Below are 23697 nucleotides of genomic sequence, written 5' to 3'. Positions count from 1 at the left end.
GGGGGACGCACCCCCGCCGATGCTTCGCCGTAAACTATCAGGGACCCTTCCTGATAGATAGCGCGTATTCCGCGCCGTCCGGTCCCGCGGATCTGGAAGGATTCCGGTCATGCCCGCATCACCGAGTACCGCCCGGGCCATCAACGACCGGCTCGCCCTACGGCTGTTGCAGCAGGAAGGCCCTCTGACGGCAGGGCAGTTGAAGCAGTTGACGGGACTCTCCCGGCCGACGGTCGCCGACCTCGTCGAACGCCTCACCGTCTCCGGTCTGATCACGGTGGTCGGGGAGTCCGGCGAACAGCGCCGCGGCCCGAACGCGCGGCTGTACGGCATCGTCGCCGACCGCGCCCACCTCGCGGCGCTCGACGTCCGCACCGAGAGCGTCTCCGTGCTCGTCTCCGACCTGCTCGGCCGGGTGCTCGCCGAGGCGTCCGCGCCGATCGGCGGGAACACCGGGGCCGAGCCGGCCGAGGAGCGGGCGGTGGCGCTCGTGGAGCGGGCGGTCAAGGAGGCCGGGGCCGACCGGCCGCACACCGTCGGCATCGGCGCGCCGGGCCTCATCGACCCGGGCACGGGCGAGCTCCGCGACTCGGCGGGCCTGCCCGGCTGGCACCGCAGCCTGGTCGCCGCGCTCCAGGAGCGGTTCCCGGAGGCCCGCGTCAGCGTCGAGAACGAGACCAACCTCGCCGCCCTCGCCGAACAGCGGGAGGGCGCCGCCCGGGACCGGGACACCTTCGTCCTCCTCTGGCTCGGCCACAGCCCCGGTGCCGCCGTCGTCCTCGACGGCACCCTGCGCCGCGGCGCCTCCGGAGGCACCGGCGAGATCGGCTTCCTGCCGGTCCCGGGCACGGCCGCGCTGCCCTCGGCGACGGACTGCTCGGGCGGCTACCACTCCCTGGCCGGAGCGGACGCGATCGCGGAACTGGCCCGGGAATACGGGTTGTCGGGACCCGGCAGGGAGGAGACCGGCGCGGCCCTGGTGGTGCGGGAGGCGGCGAAGGCGGCCGGCAGGCACGGCGCCGGGAGCGGCCCGGGCGACGGCACCGCGGAGGCCCGCCCCGCCGCCCGTTTCCTCGATGCCCTGGCCGACCGGATCGCCCTCGGCGTCGCCTCCGTCGTCGCCATCCTCGACCCGGGGTGCGTGGTCCTGGGCGGGGAGATCGGCCAGGCCGGGGGCGAAGCGCTGGCCGCGCGCGTGGAGGAACGCATCCGCCGGATGTCCCCCCTGCTCACCGAGGTACGGGCGAGCGACCTCGGCGGCACGGCCGTGCTGCGGGGGGCCCTGCTGACGGCCCGGGAGGGGGCACAGGACGAGTTGTTCGCGCCACGGGGGCGCTAGGGATGTCCTTTGGACCACCCCGGGTCCGCGACGCCTGGCACGGCACCTCGCACGGAGAAGGCCTTCTCGCCCGGAGTGCCGACCACCGCCCCGGCCCCCGTGTGCGTCGCCGGTGCGCCCCCCGACCGGCGCCCGAATCCACGCCCCCGGCCCTCTAGCCCGCCGAGCCGCCCCCGAACCGCCGTCCCAGGTACTCCTCGAAGGTCCCCTTGCCCACTGCCCGCTCCGGCGTGAGGTGGCCGCCCTCGCGGAAGGCGCGGCAGGTCCTTCCGGGCAGCGGGAGGTTCAGCGTGGGCCGTCGCCGGCCCGTCGCCTTCAGGTAGGCGCGGGCCAGGGACTCCAGCGTGCGCACCTCCGGGCCGCCCATGTCCGGGACCCGTCCCGCCGGCGCCCCGGCCGCCAACTCGGCCAGGCGGTCCGCGACCTCGGCCACCTCGATCGGCTGGTCCGACACCCCGGCCGGGAGCGGCAGGACGGGCGACCTGGAGAGGGTCTCGAACAGCTGCACGGGCAGATCGTGGAACTGGGTCGTCCGCAGCACCGTCCAGCCCAGGCCCGACTCCTCCACCAGCTTCTCCACGGCGAGCTTCGACTTGTAGTAGCCGAGCGGCACCCGGTCGACGCCCACGATGGAGATGTAGACCAGGTGGCCCACCTCCGCCCGCCGCGCCGCCGCGATCAGGTTCGCCGCCGCCTTCTCGTCACCGCCGCGCGGCGAGCTCGCGCAGTGCACGATCGTGGCCGCGCCGGCGACGGCCGCGTCCAGCCCCGCGCCGCCCTCGCGCAGATCGACGGCGTACGGCTGGGCGCGGCGGCTGAGCACCCGCACGTCGTGCCCGCCCGCGCGCAGCCGCTCTGCGACGAGCCGGCCCAGGGTTCCGGTACCGCCGGTCACCAGGATCGTGGTCATGCTGCTTCAGCCCCTCTTCACACCGCGCCCCCGGGCGGGGCGCTCTTCGTCAAATGAGACCCCGCAGCCCGCGGGAAGGGAATTCGAAGGTATCCGGTGGGCCAGGCCGAACGACGGGGGCGGTGGTCTCCGAACGTCAGCGGGCCGGTGCGGTCATGCGATGACCTTGCCAGAGCGAGACCCGGCGGCGGGCAAGGGCCGTCGTCACCGCCGCCGGGCGCCCGTCGGCACGATAAAAGGACTAGACCAGTCCGTCAATAGTATGGACCATTCCGCTGTGAGGCACCCCACAGGGATCACCCGCATGGACGACGATCAGGCGTGGCAGACTGGCCCTGTACCAGAAGCAGCGCACTCCGGGGTCGGTGAAAGTCCGAACCGGCGGTTACAGTCCGCGACCCGTCCGCTTCCAGTGGCCGGTTGACCAGGTGAAATTCCTGGACCGACGGTTAAAGTCCGGATGGGAGGCAGTGCGCGGCGGGCGGGCATGCACGTGTGCGCGCCGCCGTCTGGACTCGTCCGTCGCGGGCGGGTCCCGTCCGGCGATGACGTCCCCAGTGTGCTCATCCGTTCATTCTGTCGTCATCGACAGCCCCGGAGTCCGTGCCCGAAGAGGCAGGAGGACCCGGGAAGTGTTCACCGGAATCGTCGAAGAACTGGGCGAGGTCACGGCCGTCGAGAACCTCGGCGACGCCTCCCGCTTCCGGCTGCGCGGCCCCGTCGTCACCCAGGGCGCGAAGCACGGCGACTCCATCGCCGTGAACGGGGTCTGTCTCACCGTCGTCGACCACGAGGGCGACGAGTTCACCGCCGACGTCATGGCGGAGACCCTCAAGCGGTCCAGCCTGGGCGCCCTGACCGCCGGCTCCCGCGTCAACCTCGAGCGCCCCACCGCCGTGGGCGCGCGCCTGGGCGGGCACATCGTGCAGGGACACGTCGACGGCACGGGCACGGTGCTGGAACGCACGCCCTCCGAGCACTGGGAGATCGTCAGGATCTCGCTCCCGGCCGAACTCGCGCGCTACGTCGTCGAGAAGGGCTCCATCACGGTCGACGGCATCAGCCTCACCGTCGTCGAGGCAGGCGCGGACTACTTCACCGTCAGCCTCATCCCCACCACCCTCGCGCTGACCACCCTCGGCCTGAAGCAGCCCGGCGACCCGGTCAACCTCGAGGTGGACGTCGTCGCCAAGTACGTCGAGCGGCTGCTCGCGGCGGGCCAGGGGGCCGCGAAGTGAACGGGCTGAACTCCGAGGCGTTCACCCTCTTCGGCCAGCACATCCTGTGGTCGGACATGATCGGCAACATCCTCGGCCTGATCACCCTGGCGCTCGGCTGGCGGCGCTCGCTGTGGACCTGGCCGGTCCAGTTCCTGTCCGGTCTCGTCCTCTTCGGGGCCTTCTTCGGCCACCTGACCGGCAGCGCCGGCAAGCAGGCCGTCGTCATGGCCGTCGCCCTGTACGGCTGGTGGCAGTGGAACCGCGACAAGGACCGGTCCGAAAACGGCCACATCACCCCGCGGTTCGCCACCCGGCCCGAGCGCGCCGCCATGATCTGCGCCGCCGCCGTCGGCACGGTCGCCGTCGCCCTGCTCTTCAAGGCCTACCCGTCCCTGTCGTGGGACCCCTGGCCGGACGCCTACATCTTCGTCGGCACCATCGTCGCCATGTACGCCCAGGCGCGCGGCATGGTCGAGTTCTGGTTCGCCTGGCTGCTCGTCGACCTCGTCGGCGTGCCCCTGAACTTCGCGAACGGCTACGCCTTCTCAGGCTTCGTCTACGTCATCTACGGCGCGCTCGTCCTGTGGGGCATGCGCGACTGGTGGCTGCGCTCCCGCGAGGCCTCGCAGCCCGCTCTGGAAGGAGCTCCCGCATGACCGCGGCACCGATCCTGTACAGCACCGACGGCTTCGAGGACTTCGCTCTCGACCCCGTCGAGCAGGCCATCGCCGACATCGCGGCCGGGCGTCCGGTCGTGGTCGTCGACGACGAGGACCGGGAGAACGAGGGCGATGTCGTCATCGCCGCCGAGAAGGCCACACCCGAGATCGTCGCCTTCATGATGAGCGAGTGCCGCGGACTGATCTGCGCCCCCATGGAGGGCGCGGAGCTGGACCGGCTGAAGCTCCCCCAGATGGTCGAGGACAACACCGAGTCGATGAAGACCGCGTTCACGGTCTCCGTGGACGCCTCGGCCGCCCACGGCGTGACCACCGGCATCTCGGCCTCCGACCGGGCGACCACGCTCCAGCTGCTCGCCGGCGGCGACGCCGAGCCGACCGACTTCGTCCGCCCCGGCCACGTCTTCCCGCTGCGCGCCAAGCCCGGCGGCGTCCTGGTCCGCAACGGCCACACCGAGGCCGCCGTCGACCTCGCCCGCCTCGCGGGGCTCCGCCCGGCCGGCGCGATCGTCGAGATCGCCGGTGAGGACGGCCGCATGCTCCGCCTGCCCGAACTGATCCCGTTCGCCCGCAAGCACGGCCTGACGATCATCTCCATCGAGGACCTGATCGCCTACCGCCGCGGCTGCGAGCCCACCGTCCGGCGCGAGGCCGAGACCCGCCTGCCCACCGCCCACGGCACCTTCACGGCGTACGGCTACCGCTCCACCGTCGACGGCGTCGAGCATGTCGCCCTCGTGCACGGCGAGATCGGCGACGGCGAGGACGTCCTGGTCCGCGTCCACTCCGAGTGCCTCACCGGCGATGTGTTCGGCTCCCTGCGCTGCGACTGCGGCCCCCAGTTGGACACCTCCCTGGAGCGGATCCAGGCCGAGGGCCGGGGCGTCGTGGTCTACCTGCGCGGTCACGAGGGCCGCGGTATCGGTCTGCTGTCCAAACTGAGGGCGTACGAGCTGCAGGAACGCGGCCACGACACCCTCGACGCCAACCTCGAACTCGGCCTGCCCGCCGACGCCCGCGACTACGGCGCGGGTGCCCAGATCCTGGCGGACCTCGGCGTCCGCAGCCTGCGCCTGATGACCAACAACCCCGAGAAGACCGAGGCGCTGCTGCGGCACGGGCTCAAGGTCACCGGACGCGAGCCGATGCCCGTACAGGCGGGCGAGCACAACCTCCGCTACCTGCGCACCAAGCGGGACCGGATGGGACACGACCTGCCCTGGCTGGACACGCCCGCCGTGTCAGCCTCTGCGGCCGCGTCCGCGGCCACCTGCGGCAACCAGTAAGCGAAAGCACTTAGGAGAGACGTGAGCGGCAAGGGTGCACCGGAACTGTCTGTTCGCAACGCCAGCGACCTCAGGGTCGCGGTCGTCGCGGCGCAGTGGCACGACAAGGTGATGGACGGTCTGGTGAACGGCGCCCTGCGCGCCCTGCACGAGCTGGGGATCGACGAGCCCACGCTGATCCGGGTCCCCGGCAGCTTCGAACTTCCGGTCGCCGCCAAGGTACTGGCCGGCCGCGGCTACGACGCGGTCGTCGCCCTCGGCGTCGTCATCCGCGGCGGCACCCCCCACTTCGACTACGTGTGCCAGGGCGTCACCGTCGGCCTCACCCAGGTCTCCGTCGAGACCGGCGTCCCCGTCGGCTTCGGCGTGCTGACCTGCGACACGGAGGAGCAGGCCCTGGACCGGGCCGGCCTGGAGGGCTCGAACGAGGACAAGGGGCACGAGGCGGTGACGGCCGCGGTGGCGACCGCGGTCACGCTCCGCTCAGTATCCGAACCCTGGCACTGAGGCACGGCCCGGAGCGCGTAGGGTAAGGACCACCATGTCCAAGAAGACGTTCGAGGAGCTCTTCACCGAGCTCCAGCACAAGGCCGCCCACGGCGATCCCGCCACCTCCCGCACCGCAGAGCTGGTCGGCAAGGGCGTCCATACCATCGGCAAGAAGGTCGTCGAGGAGGCCGCCGAGGTCTGGATGGCCGCCGAGTACGAGGGCAAGGAGGCGGCCGCCGAGGAAATCTCGCAGCTGCTGTACCACGTCCAGGTGATGATGGTCGCCCGCGGGATCTCCCTGGACGACGTCTACGCCCACCTCTGAGCCGTACCCGCACACAGTTCCGTACAGAACGAGCAAAGGAAGCCGACCTCATGCTGCGCATCGCCGTCCCCAACAAGGGTTCGCTCTCAGGCCCTGCGGCGGAGATGCTGCATGAGGCCGGTTACCAGCAGCGCCGGGAGTCCAAGGAACTGCGGATCGTCGACCCGGAGAACGAGGTCGAGTTCTTCTACCTCCGCCCCCGCGACATCGCGATCTACGTCTCCTCCGGCCGCCTCGACATCGGCATCACCGGCCGCGACCTGCTCATCGACTCCGGCGCCAACGCCGAGGAGATCCTCCCGCTCGGCTTCGCCCGCTCCACCTTCCGTTACGCCACCAAGCCGGGCACGGCGAAGGGCGTCGAGGACCTCGGCGGCATGACGGTCGCCACCTCCTACGAGGGCATCGTCGCCAAGCACCTCGCCGACCACGGCATCGACGCCTCCGTCGTCCACCTGGACGGCGCGGTCGAGACCGCCATCGAGCTCGGTGTCGCCGAGGTGATCGCGGACGTCGTGGAGACCGGCACCAGCTTGCGCAACGCGGGCCTGGAGGTCATCGGCGAGCCGATCATGAAGTCGGAGGCGGTCGTCATCCGCCGCACCGGCGCCGACGGCGAAGAGCCCAAGGTGCAGCAGTTCCTGCGCCGTCTCCAGGGCGTCCTGGTGGCCCGGACGTACGTGATGATGGACTACGACTGCCGCGTCGAGCAGCTCGAGAAGGCCGTCGCGCTCACGCCGGGCCTGGAGTCGCCGACCGTCTCCCCGCTGCACAACGAGGGCTGGGTCGCCGTCCGCGCCATGGTCCCGGCCAAGGTGGCCCAGCGGATCATGGACGATCTGTACGAGATCGGCGCCCGGGCCATCCTGACCACCGCCATCCACGCCTGCCGCCTCTGAGGGGTAAGCAGAGATGCCCGACAGTCCTGACCTCCCCGCCCTTCCCGTCACCTTCCGGCCGGGTCACACCCGCGTGATCCTGCTCACCGCCGGCCTCGCGATCTTCCTGGTCATCTCCGGGATCGCGATGCTGCTGGAGCATCTCGGCCCGGGGGAGCGGCTCAGCTTCATCATCACCGGCGCCCTCATCTTCGGCGTGCTGGCGCAGCTCGCCCGGGTGAAGGTCGTCGCCGACGAATCCGGCGTCACCGTCGTCAACATCGCCAGCAGACGCCGTCTGGACTGGGCGGAAATCCTCCGGGTGAACCTCCGTCCGGGCGATCCCTGGGTGTTCCTCGACCTCAGCGACGGCACCAGCCTGCCCGCGCTCGGCATCCAGCCGGGCATCGCCAAGCAGCGCGCCATCGCCGACGCGCGCACCCTCCGGGCGCTCGCGGAGGCCCGCTCCACCGCACACGCCACGGAAGATCAGGACTGACTCGGAGACGTCCACCCTGCCGGAGTGGCCGGTGTCTTGATTAATCTGGTGGCGGAGGCGTTTTCGCTGCGCCTCCGCCCCTGCGTGCCAGCCGGTGCACAGGGGTTCCTGCTACGCGAGGAGTGACCCTCTCCGGCGATGGACGGATCGTCCTGTAGTACCTGCGCCGCCCCCTCCCGACATCGCGCGGAGGCGGCGGCATCATGAGCATCCCCCTGCTGCTCCTCGGAGCGGCGTTCCTGCTGATTCTCGCCAACGGTTTCTTCGTGGCGGCCGAGTTCGGCCTGGTGACGGTCGAGCGCCCGGACGCCGAGAAGGCCGCCGCCGAGGGCGACAAGCGCGCCCGTACGGTCGTCGAGTCGCTCAAGGAGCTGTCCTTCCAGCTCTCCGGCACCCAGCTCGGCATCACCATCACCTCCCTCGTCGTCGGCATGCTCGCCGAACCGGCCCTGGCCGAGCTGCTGCACGGCCCGTTCGCCGCGGTCGGCATCCCCGAGAGAGCCGTCTCCGGTGTCGCCGTGGTCGTCGGCATGCTGCTCGCCTCGGCGATCCAGATGGTGATCGGCGAACTGGTGCCCAAGAACTGGGCGGTGTCCAAGCCGTTGCAGGTGGCGCGCTTCGTGGCCGGTCCGCAGCACCGCTTCGCCCGCCTGTTCCGCCCGGTGATCTCCGTGCTCAACACGGTCGCCAACCGGCTCGTACGGGCCCTGGGCGTCGAGCCCGCCGAGGAACTGGCCTCCGCCCGCACCCCCGGCGAACTCGTCTCCCTGGCCAGGCACTCCGCCCGGGCCGGCGCTCTGGAGCAGGACACCGCCGATCTGTTCGTCCGCACCCTGTCGCTGGGCGAGCTGACCGCGCAGCACGTCATGACCCCGCGCGTGAAGGTGAGCGCCCTGCAGTCCTCGGCCACCGCCGAGGACGTGGTCAACCTGACCCGGGCCACCGGCCTGTCCCGCTTCCCCGTCTACCGGGAGAAGATCGACGAGATCGTCGGCATGGCCCACCTCAAGGACGCGCTGGCGGTCCCGGTCCACGACCGGCTGCGCACGCCCGTCGGCCGCATCGCCCGCCCGGCCCTGCTCGTCCCCGAGACGCTTCCCGTGCAGGACCTGCTGGCCCGGCTGCGCAGCGAGCAGCCCATCGCCGTGGTCGTCGACGAGTACGGCGGCACGGCGGGCGTGGTCACCCTGGAGGACATCGTCGAGGAACTGGTCGGCGAGGTCCGCGACGAGCACGACGGCCAACTGGTGCCGGAACTCGCCGCCGCCCTGCCCGAGGACGGCAAGCCCGCCTGGGACGTCGACGGCAGCTGCCGCGTCGACATCCTCCTGCGCATAGGCCTCGACGTGCCCGAGGGCCCGTACGAGACCGTCGCCGGACTGGTCGCCGATCTGCTCGGCCGCATCCCGGCCCCCGGCGACAAGGCCGAACTGCCCGGCTGGCGGCTCTCCGTGCGCCGGGTCGGCCACTACCGCGCCGAACGGGTCCGCCTCGTCCGCACGACCCCCGCGGTGAACGCCATGGAGGCCGCCCGATGAGCGTCCTCCAACTGGTCTTCGCCGCGCTGCTCGTGCTCGCCAACGGCTTCTTCGTCGGTGCCGAGTTCGCGCTCGTCTCCGTTCGCCGCAGCCAGATCGAACCGCTCGGCACCGCGCGCTCCCGCCAGGTGCTGTACGGCCTGGAGCGGCTGCCGCAGATGATGGCCGCCGCCCAGTTCGGCATCACCGTCTGCTCGCTGACGCTGGGCGCGGTCGCCGAGCCGACGTTGGCCCATTTGCTGGAACCGGTGTTCGAGTGGATCCACCTGCCGCACGGCGTGATCCACCCGCTCGGCTATGTGATCGCCCTCGCCGCGGTCGTCTTCTTCCACCTCGTCATCGGCGAGATGGTCCCGAAGAACCTCGCGATGGCCGCCCCCGAGAAGGCCGCGCTGTGGCTCAGCCCCGGCCTGGTCACCTTCGCCCGCCTCTGCCGGCCCATCACCGTGGCCCTCGGCGCCTGCGCCCAGGGCATCCTGCGGCTCTTCCGCGTCGAGCCCAAGGACGAGGTGGAGGCCGTCTTCACCAGCGAGCAGCTCAACAGGCTCGTGGAAGATTCCGGCCAGGCCGGCCTCCTGGACCCCGAGGAGCAGGAGCGCCTGGAGGACGCGCTGGAACTGGGCTCCCGCCCGGTCACCGATGTGCTTCTGGGGCGCGAGTCGCTGGTGACGGTGGCTCCGTCGGTCACGCCGGGGGAGATCGTCGAGCTGACCGCGCGCACCGGGTACTCCCGCTTCCCGGTCGCGGCGGAGACCGGCGCCTTCATGGGCTATCTCCACGTCAAGGACGTACTCGACCTGGAGGAGTCGGAACGGGCCGTCCCGCAGCAGATCTGGCGCCCGATGACGACCCTCCGGGCCGAACTGCCGCTCGACGACGCCCTCACGGTGATGCGCCGCGCGGCCACCCACCTGGCCCAGGTGGCCGACGCGTCCGGCAAGGTCCTCGGCCTGGTCGCGCTGGAGGACGTACTGGAACTGCTGGTCGGCGAGGTACGGGATCCGGCCCACCGGCAAGCGCCCAGGCTCAGCGAGCCGAGGGTGAGCGGAGAGCCGGAGGAGGCGCTGGCGAGCTGAGCCGGGGTGCCGCTGCGCGGTCGAGCACGCGCCGCTGCGAGCAGTCGTGCCTCCCCAGTGCCTCAAGGGGCCGGGGGCACCCTGGGCGGCACGGGTGGGCGATGGAGGTCCCCCGCTCGAGCGAAACCGAGAGTGGGGGAGGCACCCGGCCGGCGCGGGCGAGCGGCACCCCCGCCAGCGCCGCCCGCAGTACCTACAGGGCCGACGGATCCTGCGGCCCCCGACCCGACAGCACTTCTCCATACGCCTGCATGAGATCCGGCAGCCGAAGAGTCGCCAGGTCGTCCCGGGTCAGCATCCCCGGATACGTCGACAACCGCAGATCCCGGTACGCGCAGCTCTTCTCGTACAGCGTCCGCAGAAACCGCCCGTTCCCCAGCTCGTCGATCCACCCCTGATCGACGACGTGCCCGGCGATGGACCGCAGCTCGTCCAGTGCCTCCTCGTCCCACATGTCACCGTTCTCCGCGGCGAGCACCTCACCGATCGCGGTGAGTTCGAGCGGCCGGTAGGAGGGAAAGTCGACGCGGGTGGTGAAGCGGGAGGACAGCCCGGGGTTGGCGGCCAGGAGCCGGTCCATGCCCTCGGGGTAGCCGGCCAGGATCACGACCAGATGGTCGCGGTTGTCCTCGGCCCGCTTCAGCAGCACCTGCAGGGCCTCGTCGCCGTACGCGTCTCCCTTGCCGTATCCGGAGTTGGACAGCGAGTACGCCTCGTCGACGAACAGCACCCCGCCGATCGCGGAGTCGATCAGCTCGTTGGCCTTCACGGCCGTCTGGCCCAGGTACTCCCCGACGAGATCGGCCCGCTGCGCCTCCACGAGGTGATCGCCGCCGAGCAGGCCGAGGGCGTAGAAGACGCGGCCGAGGATGCGGGCGACGGTGGTCTTGCCGGTGCCCGAGGGGCCGGAGAAGACGAAGTGCCGTTTGGGCGGCTGGACCGGCAGGCCCTGTCCGGCCCGCAACCGGGCCATGTTCAACTGCGCGGACAGCGCCTTGACCTGCCGCTTCACCGGCTCCAGCCCCACCATGCGCTCCAGCTCGGCGAGCGCCTCCTCCAGCAACGCGGGGTCCGTCGGCCCGGCGGGCAGCGTCGACGACGCCGGAACGGTCTTCGCGCGCACCGCCGGGTCGGTCACCGACGGCATCGCACCGGCCGACGGCAGGTCGGTCTCGGTCAGCCGCAGGTCGCGGCCCTCGGCGCCGAAGAGCGGGTCCAGCGTGTCGGGGCCGTCGACGGTGTCCTGGCCGACTCCGGTGAGGGAGATCGCCGCGAAGCCGGCCGCGTCGTCGTACCCGTCGCCCTCGGCGATCGCCGCGAGCCGGGCCGAGGTGTCCATGAACGCGGGGTCGACCCGGTGCACCGCCCGGTACAGGGGGAGTGCGGCGGCGCTGCGGCCGGTGCCCTCGTGCGCCCGGGCCAGCCAGTACCTGAGCTCCTTGCGCTGCGGCTGCTCGCTGCGGCAGCGCATCAGGGCCGCCGACAGCAGCGGCTCGGCCTGCCCGTACATCTCCAGGCGGACCCGGGCCATGCCGCCGAACAGGCCCGCCTCGATACCGAGCAGGGGATCGTCGAGCAGCGGGTCGGTGTGCCGGACCAGCTGCTCCCAGTCCTTGACCAGGTAGGCGCGGCAGGCGTGCAGGAAGCGGACCTGCGGGTCGGCGTCCACCGGTGGCAGTCCGGCCAGGGCCCGGTCCAGTTCCGGGACGTGCCGGCCGTCCAGCCAGTGCGAGGCGTGCGCGAGCAGCAGGTCGCGCGGGCTTTCGAGGACCGGCTGCACCCACCAGCCCAGCCAGTACCAGGAGTTGAGGGTCCGGCGGTGCCGGGCGCGCTGCTCCCCGAAGCGGTCCCGGTGCCGGAACATCCTCAGCAGGGCGGTCGTCGTGTCGACCCGCAGCGCGTGCAGCCCGAGCCAGCCGTCGGCCATCCCGGCATCCATCCGCACCGCGGCGCGGAACTCCTCCTCCGCCTGCGGATAGGCGCCCACGGTGTAGGCGTCCACACCTCGCAGCCAGGCGAGGTCGGCCGGGGCCTCGGGGCCCTGCGTGCCGAAGTCCATCACGTCCCCCACAGACCGTGCCCCCGTAGGTTCACCGCCGGACCGTCACCCGGCGGCGCCTTGGTCGAACCGCTGTGCCGCGGACCGGAGTTGCAGGTGCGCGAAGCAGCCGTTCGATGGTCGCACCGAGGGCATCGTACCCGCGCGGTACGCACCCGCCGAAGGGTGCCGCACGAGCCGTTCGACGAGGTGGGAGCAGACGGGGCGCACAGGGCGCGGTGACCGAGGGTGAGCGGATGGCGGCGCAAGGCGGCCGGAAACGGACCGCGGGCAGAACGAAGCCCCCGATCACGGGGGAACAACCGGGGGCTTCGCGCGTGTGGGCGGCTCCCAAGGGCCGCACATTGAGAACGTAAGACCTGTACGGTCCCCGGGTCAAGCCGAGTTGAAGCACTCGGAAAAGTTCTCGGACAAGGGTCTTCACACGTTCAGCACATCGCGGACGGTCCATCACCCAGGGTGACACCCTGGTCCGGTCCAGCAGGCGCGGTGGGCCCCGGCAGCACCTCGTACCCCTTCTGTGACTGCCGTACCAGAAGATCGGCGTACGGCCGCGAGGGGTCCCCGGCGAAGTGCGCGCGTTCCGCCTCGACCCATCCGGCCCAGAACTCCCGCTGTTCCGCCCCGTCCCGCAGTTGTCCGCGGGCCCAGGACTCCTCGTGCGGCAGCTCCATCCACAGCAGCCGCGCCAGGTGCGGGCGCAGGGCGCGGCGGCCGGCGCCGACTCCCTCGACGAGGAGCACGGGCGCGGGTGGCAGCGGGCGGGGTGCGCTGAAGCGCCGGGCGCGCCAGTCGTACGGCGCGTAGTACGCGGTCTCGCCGCGGCCCAGCGGCTCGATCACCTGGGCCAGCAGGCGCCCGGTCCAGTCGAAGAGCTCCTCGTGGGTCGCGATGTCGTCGAGGTGCAGCACCGGCGCCCCGCCCAGCGCGGCGGCCAGCCGTCCGGAGAACGTGGACTTCCCCGAGCCGGCGTGCCCGTCGACGCCGACGAGCCGGACCGGCCCGCAGGACGGGGGCAGTGCGCGCAGCCGGGCGGCGAGGTCGTGAATGGCGATTCCCGAGGTGTGGTGCGGTGTGGGGGGTTTTCCGGAAACATTCTAGTAGTGACCTGTGACGGCCGGGCGCGCGGACCGGGAGAAACGTATCGTCTTGAACGAGTCCCGCGGCGTGTGCCAATCGTTGCATTGACTTCCCGGATCGGCTGACCGATTTGTCGAATTCGGCATTCCCGCTGTGCCCGCCGCTGAGTAAGGTGCCTCCTGCGCAACCGCGAAACGTCGTACGGGGACGGACAGGGGTAGATGGCCGCGGAGTTATTCGAAGGGCAGTATGTGTGGCATCCGGCGGCCGACGACCGTCTGCTCGCGAGCGTATGCGTCGACGTGCGGGCCGGACGTTATCGGAGTGCCCGTGAAGCCCTGGCGGAGACGGGCACGGACTTCGGCCTGCGCGCCCACCGCTCCCTGGTCCTGGCCTCCGAGGCAGCCGGAACCGACCTCGTGGAACGCTGGCTGGCGGAGGAGCCGACGCCCGAGGCGGCGCTGATGTGGGCCCGGGTGGCCGTGCAGCGGGCGCTCAGGGCCGCCGACGCCCGGGACGAGCGGGCCGAGGCCCTGGAGCGGATCGCGCTGACCGCCTGCGACCGGGCCACCGCCATGGCCCCGGCCGACCCCACGCCCTGGGTCGCCAAGCTGGCCATGGCCCGGCTGCACCGGCTCCGCGACCCCGCGCCCAACGGACTGCTCACCGCCCCGCCCGGCCCCTGGCGGCTGTTCGCGCACATCCTGTCCCTCGACCCGTGGCACCGCGAGGCCCACCACCGCTTCCTGTCGTGCTTCTTCACGCGGTACGGCGGCTCGGTCAACGCGGCCTGGGACGTGGCCGCCTTCCTCAGCCAGCGGGCGCCCGCCGACTCCCCGCTGCGGCTGCTGCCGCTGGTCGCCCTGGTGGAGAGCTACAACCCGACCCAGCTGCTCGCCGACCGCGTCTGGGAGCAGCCCCAGTGGCGCTCCACGGCGCTCGCGATCTACCACAACTGGCTGCCCACCGTGGCCGGTTACCGCTTCACCCCGGTGCTCGACCTGGCGTACCTCGCGCACGCGCTGGTCATGGCCCAGCGCGAGTTCGAGGCACGGGCGGTCTTCACGGCGATGGGCCCCTACGCCTCCCGCATGCCCTGGAGCGCCTTCGGTGACCCCGCCGAACAGCTCTCCCGGGCCCGGCGCTCCTGCGGCCTGCCGGTGCCGGGGCCCGCCTGACCCGCCCGACTCCCTGCTCCTCCCCCTACCGAGAGAAAGGTCGATCTGTGTCGGAACGGATGTCGACCCCACGGGCCAGAGCCCGCGGGAAAGAGGACCCGGTCGTGCTCGACGACGACGCCACCCTGCATGCGATGGGTTATCCGCGGAAACTCACCCGCCGTTTCCAGGCGTTCGACAATTTCGCGATCTCCTTCACCATCATCAACATCATCTCGGGTATTTTCTCGTCCTTCGGCTACGGCATGAACGCGGGCGGCCCCCGCATTCTCGTGTTCGGCTGGATCGGTGTTTCCGTCATGGTGCTGTTCATCGGCGCGGCCATGGCGGAAGTGGCTTCGGCCTATCCGACGAGCGGGGCGCTGTATTTCTCCGCCGGTAAACTCGCCAAGCGCCACAGGGGCGCCTGGTCGTGGTACACGGGCTGGCTGAACTTCGTGGGACAGATCGGCGGCACCGCCGCCACGGGATACGCGGCCGCCACCTTCATCCAGGCCTTCATCGCCCTGCAGTGGGACTCCTACGAGCCCACCGCCCACCAGACGGTCCTGATCACGGCCGTGATCATCGTGCTGCAGGGGCTCGCCAACACCTTCACCGTCCAACTGGTCGCCCTCCTCAACCGGATTTCCGTGTGGTGGCTGCTGATAGGACTCGTGGTGATCGTCAGCACACTGATCGTGATGCCGGACCACCACCAGTCGGCGTCCTTCGTGACGCATTTCGTGAACAACACCGGCTTCACCAACGGCCTTTACGGCGGGATGCTCGGCCTGCTGGTCACCAGTTGGACCTTCACCGGCTTCGACGGCAGCTTCCACATGTCCGAGGAAACGGTCCGGGCGACGGTGAACGCACCGAAGGGGATCACCCGCTCGATCGGGTATTCGGCGCTCACCGGGCTGATCCTGATGCTCGCATTGGTCTACAGCATTGGTGACTACGGCCAGGTGGCGAGTTCCTCCGCGCCGCCCGTCCAGATTCTCATCGACGGTCTCGGCATGGGCTGGGCGAAAGCGCTGCTGCTCGTCGTCATCGGCGCGATGCTCTTCTGCGGCCTCGCCAACCTCACCAGTAACACCCGGCAGATCTTCGCCTTCTCCCGGGACGGCGCCATGCCCGGCTCCCGCTGGTGGCACTCGGTCTCGCCGCGCACCCGTACCCCGGTCAAGGCGGTGTGGCTGGCGGTGGGCTGCTCGCTCGCGCTGGTGCTGCCGGGCTGGTGGTCGCACACGGCGTTCACCGCGATCGTCAGCGTCAACGTCGTGGGGCTGTTCCTCGCCTACGCGGTGCCGATCTTCCTCAGGCTGCGGCTCGGCGACGAGTTCCAGCCGGGGCCCTGGCACCTGGGCCGCTGGGGCCGGCCGATCGGCTGGCTGGCCGTGGTCTGGATCCTGCTCAGCAGCGTGCTGTTCATGCTGCCGCAGGCCTCTCCGATCACCGTCGACTCCTTCAACTACGCGCCGATCGCACTGGCCGTCGTCCTGCTGGTGGCCACGGTGTGGTGGTTCGCCGCCGCCCGCCGCCGCTTCCAGGGCCCGGTCAGTTACGGCCGCCCGGACGAGGTCGCGGCGATGGACCTCGTCTGACCCTCGCGTCACCGGCCCCGGTGCGCGTGCCTCACGGGCGTGCGCGGGGGCCGTTCGTGTGCCGTGGGACGCCGCCAGTGGCTCAGACCAATATTGGTGGGCGTGGCACGGGCCGAAGTGCTGGCAGGGGCATGCCGCCTGCTCCATAGTTGGCGCACGGCCGTGCAACGGACCGCCCGACTCGGACACCTGGGGGTCTTCCGCCCATGAACAGAGCCGAACAGCCGTCCCGCAGAACCGTCCTGGCCGCGGCCGTCGCCGCCGCGATGGTCTCCGGCGCCGGCCCCGCGGCCGCAGCGACGGGAGCCGACGGCGAGGACGCCGGCCACACTCCGGCCCGCCCTGTCGACTACCGCGCCTGGACGACGTACTCCGACTGGCGCGGTGGCACCGCGAAGGGCACCCGTGCCGTTGCGGGCATCCGCCCCGGGCTCGTGATCGGCGCCCCCGCCGGCACCACCGAGTACACCGACCCGCACACCGGGACGACCGCCGCCTGGGAGTACGCCACCTGGACCTCGCCGGTGCACCGGCTCGCCGTCCCCGCCACCGAGGCGATCGCTTCCTGGAACGCGCAGACCCCGGCCGGCACCTGGCTCCAGGTCGAGCTGCGGGGCACGTACTCGGACGGCACCGACACCCCTTGGTACGTGATGGGCCGCTGGGCGGCCGGCGACCAGGACATCAAGCGGACCTCGGTGGACGACCAGACCGACGGCAAGAGCACCATCTGGACGGACACCTTCGCCATCGACGACGCCGCCACCGGCCTGCGCCTGGCGTCGTACCGGCTGCGGCTGACCCTCTACCGCAAGCCCGGCACCAAGGTCACCCCCGTCGTCCGGCGGCTCGGGGCCATGGGCTCCGACATCCCGGACCGCTTCACCGTCCCGGCGTCCGCACCCGGCCTGGCCCGGGAACTGATCGTCCCGCGCTACTCGCAGGAGATCCACAAGGGCCAGTACCCCGAGTACGACAACGGCGGCGAGGCCTGGTGCAGCCCCACCTCCTCGCAGATGATCATCGAGTACTGGGGCGGCCGGCTCACCCCCGAGCAGCTGTCCTGGGTGGACCCGTCCTACGCCGACCCGCAGGTGTGCCACGCGGCCCGCCACACCTACGACCACCAGTACGCCGGCTGCGGCAACTGGCCGTTCAACGCCGCCTACGCGGCCACCTACCGGGGGCTCCAGAGTGTGGTCACCCGACTCGGCTCGCTCACCGACCTGGAGACGCTGATCGCGGCCGGCATCCCGGCCATAACGTCCCAGTCGTTTCTGAAGACCGAGCTGACGGGCGCCGGTTACGGCACCTCGGGCCACCTGATGACGGTGATCGGTTTCACCGCCGAGGGCGACGTGATCGCCAATGACCCGGCCTCGCCGGACGACGCGGCGGTGCGGCGCGTGTACCTGCGGCGGGAGTTCGAGAACATCTGGCTGAGGACCAAGCGGTACAACGCCAGTGGCAAGGTCGTCTCCGGCACGGGTGGCGTCTGCTACCTGTACTTCCCGGCCCGTCCGAGCCCCCGCCGGCGCAGGGCGCTCGCCGCGGTGGGCGTGTGCTGAGCGGCTGCCTGTGACCAACGTCTCTGCCATAAAAGCCGCCATGGGTGGCAAGGTGGACGAAACGGTGGGGGGAGTCCACCCGGCCCAGCAGACCTCAGTGAGACACCATGACCGCACACTCAGCCACCGCCGCCCGCACCCGTACCGGCGGCCCCCAGGACGACGGCCCCAAGATCGTCGAGCATGTCATGGGCTGGATCCTGGTCGCGGTGATCGCGATGCTCGTGACCCAGCTCGGGCTGCTGTGATCCTGACGCCCGTGCCCTGAAGCCGACGGAGCGGTCGCAGTTGTTCTGACATACTGCCGATGTCCCGCAGCCCGTTGAGACCAGGGTTCGAATTGAATAGAAGTCAACAAGGTGCCGCCGCCCGTCCCCGGGTGCGCGGTACCGAGCGTTCCGCGGCGCGTCGTGCCGAACTCATCGCCATCGGGCGGAAATTGTTCGCCGACACGTCCTACGACGCACTGTCCATGGACGACATCGCCCGGCAGGCGCATGTCGCCAAGGGCCTGATCTACTACTACTTCCAGTCCAAGCGCGGCTACTACCTGGCGATCATCCAGGACTCCGTCGCCGGCCTGGTCACCCACGCGGCGAGCGGTCTCGACCTGCCGGCCGTGGACCGCGTACAGCGCACCATCGACAGCTACCTGCGCTACGCCGAGCACCACCAGGCCGCCTACCGCACCATCGTCAGCGGCGGCGTCGGCTTCGACGCCGAGGTGCACGCCATCCGGGACGGCGTGCGCGAGGCGATCGTGGCGGCCATCGCCGAGGGGGCGTACGGGCGAAGAGACATCGCTCCGCTGGCCCGCATGGGCCTGCTCGCCTGGGTGTGCAGCGTCGAGGGCGCCACCCTCGACTGGATCGACCACCCCGGCCTGTCCCACGAGACCATGCGGGCACTGCTGGTGAAGACCCTGGGCGGCGCCCTGCGCGCCATCGAGGAACTGGACCCCGCCTACCCGGCCCCCGCCGCGGCCCGCCGACAGGCCTGAGGCGACGGGCGGAGGCCCGCTGAGCCTCCGCCCGATCTGCCCCTGGGTGACGCCTAGTTGATCGTCTTGATCAGCTCCCCGCTCGCGGTGTCACCGCTGAGCTCCCAGAAGAACGTGCCGCCAAGGCCCTGCTGGTTCTTGTACGTCATCTTCGTCGCGATGGTCGACGGGGTGTCGTAACTCCACCAGTCGCTGCCGCACTTGGCGTACGCGGTGCCCCCCACCGTGCCGTTCGCCGGGCACTTGGTCCTGAGCACCTTGTAGTCCTCGATGCCCCGCTCGTACGCGCCCGCCGCCGGGCCGGTCGCCGTGCCGCCGGGTGCCGTCTGGGTGACGCCGGTCCAGCCGCGGCCGTAGAAGCCGATGCCCAGCAGCAGCTTGGAGGCGGGGACGCCGAGACCCTTCAGCTTCGCGATGGTCGCCGAGGTGGTGTAGTTCGCCTTCGGGATGCCGGAGTAGGAGGTCAGCGGCGAGTGCGGGGCGGTCGGGCCGGTCGCGTCCCAGGCGCCGAAGTAGTCGTAGGTCATCGGGTTGTACCAGTTGACGTACTGCGCCGCGCCCGCGTAGTCCGCCGCGTCGATCTTGCCTCCGCTGGTGGCGTCCGCCGTGATCGCGGCGGTGACCAGCGCGCTGCTGCCGAACTTCGAGCGCAGCGCCGCCATCAGGTTCCTGAACGCCTCCCGCCCGCTGGTGTCGCAGGTGTTGCCGCAGGCGTTCGGGTACTCCCAGTCGATGTCGATGCCGTCGAAGACGCCCGCCCACTTGGAGTTCTTCACCAGGTCGTAGCAGGACTGGGCGAACGCGGCCGGGTTCTTCGCGGCCTCGCCGAAGCCGCCGGACCAGGTCCAGCCGCCGAAGGACCAGAGGATCTTCAGGCCCGGGTGCTTCTTCTTCAGCTTCAGCAGCTGGTTGAAGTTGCCGCGCAGCGGCTGGTCCCAGGTGTCGGCGACGCCGTCCACGGACTCGGCGGCGGTGTAGGCGCGGTCGGTCGCCGCGTAGGAGTCGCCCATCGCGCACTTACCGCCGGTGACGTTGCCGAAGGCGTAGTTGATGTGGGTGAGCCGGGCCGCCGAGCCCGAGGTTTCGATGTTCTTGACGTAGTACTTGCGGTCGTAGGTGCCCCATTCGGTGAAGTAGCCGACGACCTTCGAGCCGGCGGCGGCCTGCTGCGCGGCGGGCTTGGCGATGGCGGTGCCCGTGCCGGCTCCGGCGAGCAGTCCGGCACCGAGGGCGGCGCAACACGCGGCGGAGAGCAGCGCCCGGCGGCGCGGGCGGCGGGGAGTGTGCATCGGTGGCTCCTCGTGGGGGAGAGGGAAACGCGCGCCGATTGGCATGAACGCGGTCAAGCGGTGGTCCGAGAGCGTAGGAGGACTAGACCACTCGGTCAATGGTTCGGACCAATTTCGGGGTGTCCGAAGTCTGGGGTGGACTTCTTGAAGTGAGCGGTCGTTAACTGGTGACGAGAGGTCGCCGATCGGGCATACTCACAGCGCACAGCCGCTGGTCAGCGACTTCCGAGACCCGGGAGCGCGCGCATCGGCCGGCTCAGACAGACCAGGCGGCGCCGCCCCACCCAAGGCGCACGTCCGCCGATGCGCCCGACAGGGAGGAGAGCGTCGCCATGCCCGACCGCGCCCCGCAGCCGGTGGACCGGCAACTGCCCACGGACGAGGCCAGGGACCTGATCTCACTCGTCCGCGACATCGCGCAGCGCGAGATCGCACCCACGGCGGCCGACGAGGAGGACGCCGGACGCTTCCCGCGCGAGATATTCACCCTGTTGTCGCAATCGGGGCTGCTGGGTCTGCCGTACGACTCCGAGTACGGCGGCGGCGACCAGCCGTACGAGGTCTACCTGCAGGTCCTGGAGGAGCTCGCCGCGGCCCGCCTCACCGTCGGTCTCGGCGTCAGCGTGCACACCCTTTCCTCCTACGCGCTCGCCACCTACGGCACCAAGCAGCAGCAGGTCGAGCACCTGCCCGCGATGCTCGGCGGCGGACTGCTCGGCGCGTACTGCCTCTCGGAGCCGTCCTCGGGGTCCGACGCGGCCTCCCTGCGCACGAAGGCGGTCCGGGACGGCGACGACTGGGTGATCAACGGGACCAAGGCCTGGATCACGCACGGCGGCGTCGCCGACTTCTACACCGTCATGGCGCGCACCGGCGAGGAGGGCCCGCGCGGCATCACCGCGTTCCTGGTGCCCGGCGACGCGGAGGGCGTGAGCGCCGCCGCGCCCGAGAAGAAGATGGGCATGAAGGGCTCGCCCACCGCCCAGGTCCACTTCGACGGCGTACGGGTCTGCGACGAGCGGCGCATCGGCGAGGAGGGCCAGGGCTTCGCCATCGCCCTCGCCGCGCTCGACTCCGGGCGCCTGGGCATCGCGTCCTGCGCGATCGGTGTGGCCCAGGCGGCGCTGGACGAGGCGGTCGCCTACGCCACCGACCGCCGGCAGTTCGGCCGCCCGATCGCCGATTTCCAGGGCCTGCGCTTCATGCTCGCCGACATGGCCACCCAGATCGAGGCGGGCCGCGCCCTGTACCTGGCGGCGGCCAGGCTGCGCGACGCCGGCCGGCCGTTCGCCAAGCAGGCGGCCATGGCCAAGCTGCACTGCACGGACACGGCCATGCGGGTGACCACCGACGCCGTCCAGATACTCGGCGGCTACGGCTACACCGCGGACTTCCCGGTGGAGCGCTACATGCGCGAGGCCAAGGTCCTGCAGATCGTGGAGGGCACCAACCAGATCCAGCGGATGGTCATCGCCCGTCACGTAGCGGGGTCCGAAGGCCGCTGAACTGCCCGAGGGTGACCCTCGGGGCCGCCAGCCTGACCCATTCCGGGTCGTGGCGGCCCGGCAGGGTGCGGCCCCGCTCGGCCCAGGCGCGCAGCAGGTCGCGGTAGATGGGGGGATCCTGCGGGGGCGGGGGAACCGATCCTGCGGGCGGGGGGACGAACACGCGGTACTGACGCCCGGTCGCCGAGTGTGTGGGGGTCATACCAGGGCAACGCCCGCACCGGCGGACAGGTCACCCCTCCCGGGAATCGGGCGTGAGTTCGCGGCCGTCCCACCCGGGGGCCGGCCTCCTCCTCCCCGCTCGCCGTCGGCGCCGGCTACCCGCCCGCCGACGACTGGCAGCACGGCACCTGGCGCGGACGCGGCTGGACCGACCGGCGTACGTACGACCTCTCGGATCCCTCGGCGCATCCCCTGGCCGCCTACGCAGTCACCGACCACGCGGCCCGCTTCCGCCTGGACGGGCAGGTCGGTCACGGGATCTTCGAGCACGGCTCGTTCGGCCGGCACGACCCGAGCGGCTTCACCGGCTTCGCCCCGGTCGCCCGTTGAAGGGGGGCATGACCTCGGCACCCCCCGCACCACCACCCGCGCGACCCGCAGGACCTCGCCCGCCGCCTCACTGGCTCGGCACCCGCCTGCCCGGCGCCAGGGTCGTCGGGGTCACCGTCCCGGCCTCCAGCGGCATGTCCAGCGAGACCCTGCTCTTCGGCATCGCACCCCGAACCGCCGGCTCCTGCCTGCGCGTTGAGGCTCGCCGCGGATCCGGCGGCGTACACCGTCTTCCCGGAGTACGACTTGGTGCGCCAGTACCGCACCCTGCGCCTGGTCGCGGAGCACACGGACGTACCCGTGCCGCGCCTGCTCTGGCTGGAGGAGGACCCCGGGCCGCTCGGTGCCCCGTTCTTCGTCATGGAGCGCGTCGAGGGACGGGTGCCGTCCGGCGTCATGCCGTACACCTACGCGGGCAACCGGCTGCACGCGGCCGGCGACGAGGAGCGCGAGCGGGTGGAGGCGGCCACCGTGGGGATCCTCGCCCGACTGCACGACCAAGTGCCGGCCGGGGAAGCCGGGTTCCTCGCGTTACCGGGCGAGGGGGACGCGCTTCGGCGGCACGTCACCGCCCAGCGCGCCTCCCACGAGTGGATCGTCGACGGCGTCACCCGCTCACCACTGATCGAGGACGGCTCGGGCCGGATTGCGGACCTCTGGCACGCGATCCGGGCGTACCCGTGCTCAGCTGGGGCGACGCGCGCATCGGGAACGTGCTGTCCGACGGTTTCGCACCCGCGGCCGTCCTCGACTGGGAGATGGCCGCCCTGGCCCCGCGCGAGGTCGACCTCGGCCGGCTGATCTACCTGCACCGCTGCTTCCAGGACCTCACGGTCGCCTCCGGACAGCGCGGCCTGCCGGACCTCCTGCGCCGCGACCGGTCGAGGCCCGCTCCGCGGACCTCACCGGCCACCCGCCGCGGGACATGGACGTCCACATCCTGTACGCGGCCCCGCGGCACGCGATCGTCATGCTGCGCGTGGCCCACCGCCAGGTGCACTTCGGCGAGGTGCCCCTCCCGGCGGTTCCGGACACGCTGACCCTGCACCACGGCGGTCTGCGTGCCATGGCGCAGGGCAGCTACTGGGAGGCGGTGCGGTGACTCAGGCGGCCCGGCGCATCGCCGGCATGCGCATCGGGCGCGAGCCCGGGCCGCCGACGTGCGAGAAGGGCTGCGTCCGCCAGTTCAGCTCCTGCGGAAGCGTCAGCAGGAGCGCGGTGTCCTGCTCGTGGGGCTGGACGGACTCGTCCGCGGGGCGGGCGTCGGCCGCCGCACGGCCCGTACCGGCACACACCGTGAGGCCGAACGGGTTCCACGGCGAGGCGCACAGCGCGTGCTCCGGCAGGACCTCCTCGTCCGCGAGCAGGGCGATGGGCTGCGCGCAGTCCGGGCAGATCACCCGGTACATCTCGAAGGTGTCGTAGGCGTCGAGTTCCTCGGCGTCCGAGTCCTCGAAGGCGTCGGGTTCGACGCCCTCCGGCTCGGGCTCGACGACCGGCTGCTGCCGCTTGGGCATGCTACGACCAGGGCGCTTAAGATTCTGCATGGGATTCTCCCCCTCGGGCTGGGCCGTGAAGGCGCTGCGGCCTCGACCACAGCAAGCACTTCCCGTCCGCTCTCGGCGGTAATCACGAGG

22 protein-coding genes, 2 pseudogenes and 1 riboswitch are annotated in these 23697 nt (G+C 71.3%); of the genes and pseudogenes, 19 read left to right on the top strand and 5 right to left on the bottom strand.

The genetic code is table 11. The features are described from left to right. Window positions 1-109: 109 nt before the first annotated feature. Window positions 110-1339, top strand: coding sequence for an ROK family transcriptional regulator (locus ACIBBH_RS20700; protein WP_399406588.1), 1230 nt, complete (start codon window positions 110-112; stop codon window positions 1337-1339). Window positions 1340-1493: 154 nt separating this feature from the next. Here ACIBBH_RS20700 and ACIBBH_RS20695 read toward each other — a convergent pair whose 3' ends face one another. Beyond that, entirely contained in the window at window positions 1494-2249 is a 756-nt protein-coding gene (locus ACIBBH_RS20695) for an SDR family oxidoreductase (protein ID WP_399406586.1), read from the bottom strand. A 347-nt stretch (window positions 2250-2596) separates the two neighbouring features. Next, a riboswitch (FMN riboswitch) is annotated at window positions 2597-2727 on the top strand. 154 nt (window positions 2728-2881) lie between these two features. Here ACIBBH_RS20695 and ACIBBH_RS20690 point away from each other — a divergent pair. The 9 genes from ACIBBH_RS20690 (at window position 2882) to ACIBBH_RS20650 (ending at window position 10240) form a co-directional block, all read left to right on the top strand. Next, on the top strand, window positions 2882-3487 hold the full coding sequence (locus tag ACIBBH_RS20690) for a riboflavin synthase (RefSeq protein WP_399406584.1): 606 nt from the start codon (window positions 2882-2884) through the stop codon (window positions 3485-3487). Further along, window positions 3484-4125 (top strand): nicotinamide riboside transporter PnuC, encoded by a 642-nt coding sequence (pnuC, locus tag ACIBBH_RS20685; protein ID WP_399406582.1) that lies wholly within the window; start codon window positions 3484-3486, stop codon window positions 4123-4125. Before ACIBBH_RS20690 ends, pnuC begins: the two co-directional genes overlap by 4 nt. Next, window positions 4122-5435, top strand: a complete 1314-nt coding sequence (locus ACIBBH_RS20680) for a bifunctional 3,4-dihydroxy-2-butanone-4-phosphate synthase/GTP cyclohydrolase II (protein ID WP_399406580.1) — start codon at window positions 4122-4124, stop codon at window positions 5433-5435. The genes pnuC and ACIBBH_RS20680 overlap by 4 nt, the downstream gene beginning before the upstream one ends. A 21-nt stretch (window positions 5436-5456) precedes the next feature. After that, complete coding sequence (gene ribH / locus ACIBBH_RS20675; RefSeq protein ID WP_399406578.1) at window positions 5457-5942, top strand: 6,7-dimethyl-8-ribityllumazine synthase; 486 nt, start codon at window positions 5457-5459, stop codon at window positions 5940-5942. 34 nt (window positions 5943-5976) lie between these two features. Beyond that, window positions 5977-6249, top strand: a complete 273-nt coding sequence (locus ACIBBH_RS20670; RefSeq protein WP_030221505.1) for a phosphoribosyl-ATP diphosphatase — start codon at window positions 5977-5979, stop codon at window positions 6247-6249. Window positions 6250-6299: 50 nt separating this feature from the next. Next, window positions 6300-7148 (top strand): ATP phosphoribosyltransferase, encoded by an 849-nt coding sequence (gene hisG, locus ACIBBH_RS20665; RefSeq protein ID WP_399406576.1) that lies wholly within the window; start codon window positions 6300-6302, stop codon window positions 7146-7148. A gap of 13 nt (window positions 7149-7161) precedes the next feature. Further along, window positions 7162-7626 carry a PH domain-containing protein gene (locus ACIBBH_RS20660; protein WP_399406574.1) on the top strand — a complete coding sequence of 155 codons (465 nt, stop codon included), beginning with the start codon at window positions 7162-7164 and terminating at the stop codon, window positions 7624-7626. A 203-nt stretch (window positions 7627-7829) separates the two neighbouring features. After that, window positions 7830-9164 carry a hemolysin family protein gene (locus ACIBBH_RS20655; protein WP_399406572.1) on the top strand — a complete coding sequence of 445 codons (1335 nt, stop codon included), beginning with the start codon at window positions 7830-7832 and terminating at the stop codon, window positions 9162-9164. Further along, window positions 9161-10240 carry a hemolysin family protein gene (locus ACIBBH_RS20650; RefSeq protein WP_399406571.1) on the top strand — a complete coding sequence of 360 codons (1080 nt, stop codon included), beginning with the start codon at window positions 9161-9163 and terminating at the stop codon, window positions 10238-10240. The genes ACIBBH_RS20655 and ACIBBH_RS20650 overlap by 4 nt, the downstream gene beginning before the upstream one ends. A gap of 193 nt (window positions 10241-10433) precedes the next feature. Here ACIBBH_RS20650 and ACIBBH_RS20645 read toward each other — a convergent pair whose 3' ends face one another. Further along, window positions 10434-12299, bottom strand: coding sequence for an AAA family ATPase (locus ACIBBH_RS20645; RefSeq protein WP_399406569.1), 1866 nt, complete (start codon window positions 12297-12299; stop codon window positions 10434-10436). A 428-nt stretch (window positions 12300-12727) separates the two neighbouring features. After that, complete coding sequence (locus tag ACIBBH_RS20640; protein WP_399406844.1) at window positions 12728-13348, bottom strand: uridine kinase; 621 nt, start codon at window positions 13346-13348, stop codon at window positions 12728-12730. 252 nt (window positions 13349-13600) lie between these two features. On the opposite strand from ACIBBH_RS20640, the gene ACIBBH_RS20635 reads away from it, so the two are divergent. The 5 genes from ACIBBH_RS20635 (at window position 13601) to ACIBBH_RS20615 (ending at window position 18714) form a co-directional block, all read left to right on the top strand. Then, window positions 13601-14557, top strand: coding sequence for a hypothetical protein (locus tag ACIBBH_RS20635; RefSeq protein ID WP_399406567.1), 957 nt, complete (start codon window positions 13601-13603; stop codon window positions 14555-14557). A gap of 59 nt (window positions 14558-14616) precedes the next feature. After that, complete coding sequence (locus tag ACIBBH_RS20630) at window positions 14617-16146, top strand: amino acid permease (protein ID WP_399406842.1); 1530 nt, start codon at window positions 14617-14619, stop codon at window positions 16144-16146. A gap of 206 nt (window positions 16147-16352) precedes the next feature. After that, window positions 16353-17714, top strand: coding sequence for a peptidase C39 family protein (locus ACIBBH_RS20625; protein WP_399406565.1), 1362 nt, complete (start codon window positions 16353-16355; stop codon window positions 17712-17714). A 107-nt stretch (window positions 17715-17821) separates the two neighbouring features. After that, complete coding sequence (locus ACIBBH_RS20620; protein ID WP_399406563.1) at window positions 17822-17962, top strand: SCO1431 family membrane protein; 141 nt, start codon at window positions 17822-17824, stop codon at window positions 17960-17962. Between the two features lie 92 nt (window positions 17963-18054). Beyond that, window positions 18055-18714: a TetR/AcrR family transcriptional regulator gene (locus ACIBBH_RS20615; protein ID WP_399406561.1), complete on the top strand. Its 660-nt coding sequence runs from the start codon at window positions 18055-18057 to the stop codon at window positions 18712-18714. 53 nt (window positions 18715-18767) lie between these two features. Here ACIBBH_RS20615 and ACIBBH_RS20610 read toward each other — a convergent pair whose 3' ends face one another. Further along, window positions 18768-20003 carry a glycoside hydrolase family 18 protein gene (locus ACIBBH_RS20610; protein WP_399406559.1) on the bottom strand — a complete coding sequence of 412 codons (1236 nt, stop codon included), beginning with the start codon at window positions 20001-20003 and terminating at the stop codon, window positions 18768-18770. A gap of 332 nt (window positions 20004-20335) precedes the next feature. Between ACIBBH_RS20610 and ACIBBH_RS20605 the strand changes: the two genes are divergently transcribed. The 4 genes and pseudogenes from ACIBBH_RS20605 to ACIBBH_RS20590 all read left to right on the top strand — a co-directional run bounded on the left by ACIBBH_RS20605 (window position 20336) and on the right by ACIBBH_RS20590 (window position 23162). Beyond that, entirely contained in the window at window positions 20336-21508 is a 1173-nt protein-coding gene (locus ACIBBH_RS20605) for an acyl-CoA dehydrogenase family protein (protein WP_399406557.1), read from the top strand. Window positions 21509-21796: 288 nt separating this feature from the next. Further along, window positions 21797-22060: pseudogene (locus ACIBBH_RS20600) on the top strand (hypothetical protein); the annotation flags it as partial. Window positions 22061-22309: 249 nt separating this feature from the next. Continuing rightward, window positions 22310-22827 (top strand): annotated as a pseudogene (locus ACIBBH_RS20595) (phosphotransferase family protein); the annotation flags it as partial. Window positions 22828-22985: 158 nt separating this feature from the next. Next, entirely contained in the window at window positions 22986-23162 is a 177-nt protein-coding gene (locus ACIBBH_RS20590) for a hypothetical protein (RefSeq protein ID WP_399406862.1), read from the top strand. A gap of 1 nt (window position 23163) precedes the next feature. On the opposite strand, the gene ACIBBH_RS20585 is transcribed toward ACIBBH_RS20590, so the two are convergent. Continuing rightward, entirely contained in the window at window positions 23164-23607 is a 444-nt protein-coding gene (locus tag ACIBBH_RS20585; protein WP_399406555.1) for a hypothetical protein, read from the bottom strand. Window positions 23608-23697: the final 90 nt, after the last annotated feature.

The organism is Streptomyces sp. NPDC051636, from assembly GCF_044453765.1.
In the GTDB taxonomy this organism is placed as follows: domain Bacteria; phylum Actinomycetota; class Actinomycetes; order Streptomycetales; family Streptomycetaceae; genus Streptomyces.
Note: the sequence above shows the minus strand (reverse complement) of the source record. Positions and strands in the feature narration are given on the sequence as shown.

What these genes read in the sequence shown, in the direction of transcription:
- ACIBBH_RS20700 (WP_399406588.1), top strand. Translation starts at nt 110, where the DNA reads ATGCCCGCATCACCGAGTACCGCCCGGGCCATCAACGACCGGCTCGCC.
- ACIBBH_RS20695 (WP_399406586.1), bottom strand. Translation starts at nt 2,249, where the DNA reads ATGACCACGATCCTGGTGACCGGCGGTACCGGAACCCTGGGCCGGCTC.
- ACIBBH_RS20680 (WP_399406580.1), top strand. Translation starts at nt 4,122, where the DNA reads ATGACCGCGGCACCGATCCTGTACAGCACCGACGGCTTCGAGGACTTC.
- ACIBBH_RS20670 (WP_030221505.1), top strand. Translation starts at nt 5,977, where the DNA reads ATGTCCAAGAAGACGTTCGAGGAGCTCTTCACCGAGCTCCAGCACAAG.
- hisG (WP_399406576.1), top strand. Translation starts at nt 6,300, where the DNA reads ATGCTGCGCATCGCCGTCCCCAACAAGGGTTCGCTCTCAGGCCCTGCG.
- ACIBBH_RS20660 (WP_399406574.1), top strand. Translation starts at nt 7,162, where the DNA reads ATGCCCGACAGTCCTGACCTCCCCGCCCTTCCCGTCACCTTCCGGCCG.
- ACIBBH_RS20655 (WP_399406572.1), top strand. Translation starts at nt 7,830, where the DNA reads ATGAGCATCCCCCTGCTGCTCCTCGGAGCGGCGTTCCTGCTGATTCTC.
- ACIBBH_RS20650 (WP_399406571.1), top strand. Translation starts at nt 9,161, where the DNA reads ATGAGCGTCCTCCAACTGGTCTTCGCCGCGCTGCTCGTGCTCGCCAAC.
- ACIBBH_RS20645 (WP_399406569.1), bottom strand. Translation starts at nt 12,299, where the DNA reads ATGGACTTCGGCACGCAGGGCCCCGAGGCCCCGGCCGACCTCGCCTGG.
- ACIBBH_RS20635 (WP_399406567.1), top strand. Translation starts at nt 13,601, where the DNA reads ATGGCCGCGGAGTTATTCGAAGGGCAGTATGTGTGGCATCCGGCGGCC.
- ACIBBH_RS20630 (WP_399406842.1), top strand. Translation starts at nt 14,617, where the DNA reads ATGTCGACCCCACGGGCCAGAGCCCGCGGGAAAGAGGACCCGGTCGTG.
- ACIBBH_RS20625 (WP_399406565.1), top strand. Translation starts at nt 16,353, where the DNA reads ATGAACAGAGCCGAACAGCCGTCCCGCAGAACCGTCCTGGCCGCGGCC.
- ACIBBH_RS20620 (WP_399406563.1), top strand. Translation starts at nt 17,822, where the DNA reads ATGACCGCACACTCAGCCACCGCCGCCCGCACCCGTACCGGCGGCCCC.
- ACIBBH_RS20610 (WP_399406559.1), bottom strand. Translation starts at nt 20,003, where the DNA reads ATGCACACTCCCCGCCGCCCGCGCCGCCGGGCGCTGCTCTCCGCCGCG.
- ACIBBH_RS20605 (WP_399406557.1), top strand. Translation starts at nt 20,336, where the DNA reads ATGCCCGACCGCGCCCCGCAGCCGGTGGACCGGCAACTGCCCACGGAC.
- ACIBBH_RS20590 (WP_399406862.1), top strand. Translation starts at nt 22,986, where the DNA reads ATGGACGTCCACATCCTGTACGCGGCCCCGCGGCACGCGATCGTCATG.
- ACIBBH_RS20585 (WP_399406555.1), bottom strand. Translation starts at nt 23,607, where the DNA reads ATGCAGAATCTTAAGCGCCCTGGTCGTAGCATGCCCAAGCGGCAGCAG.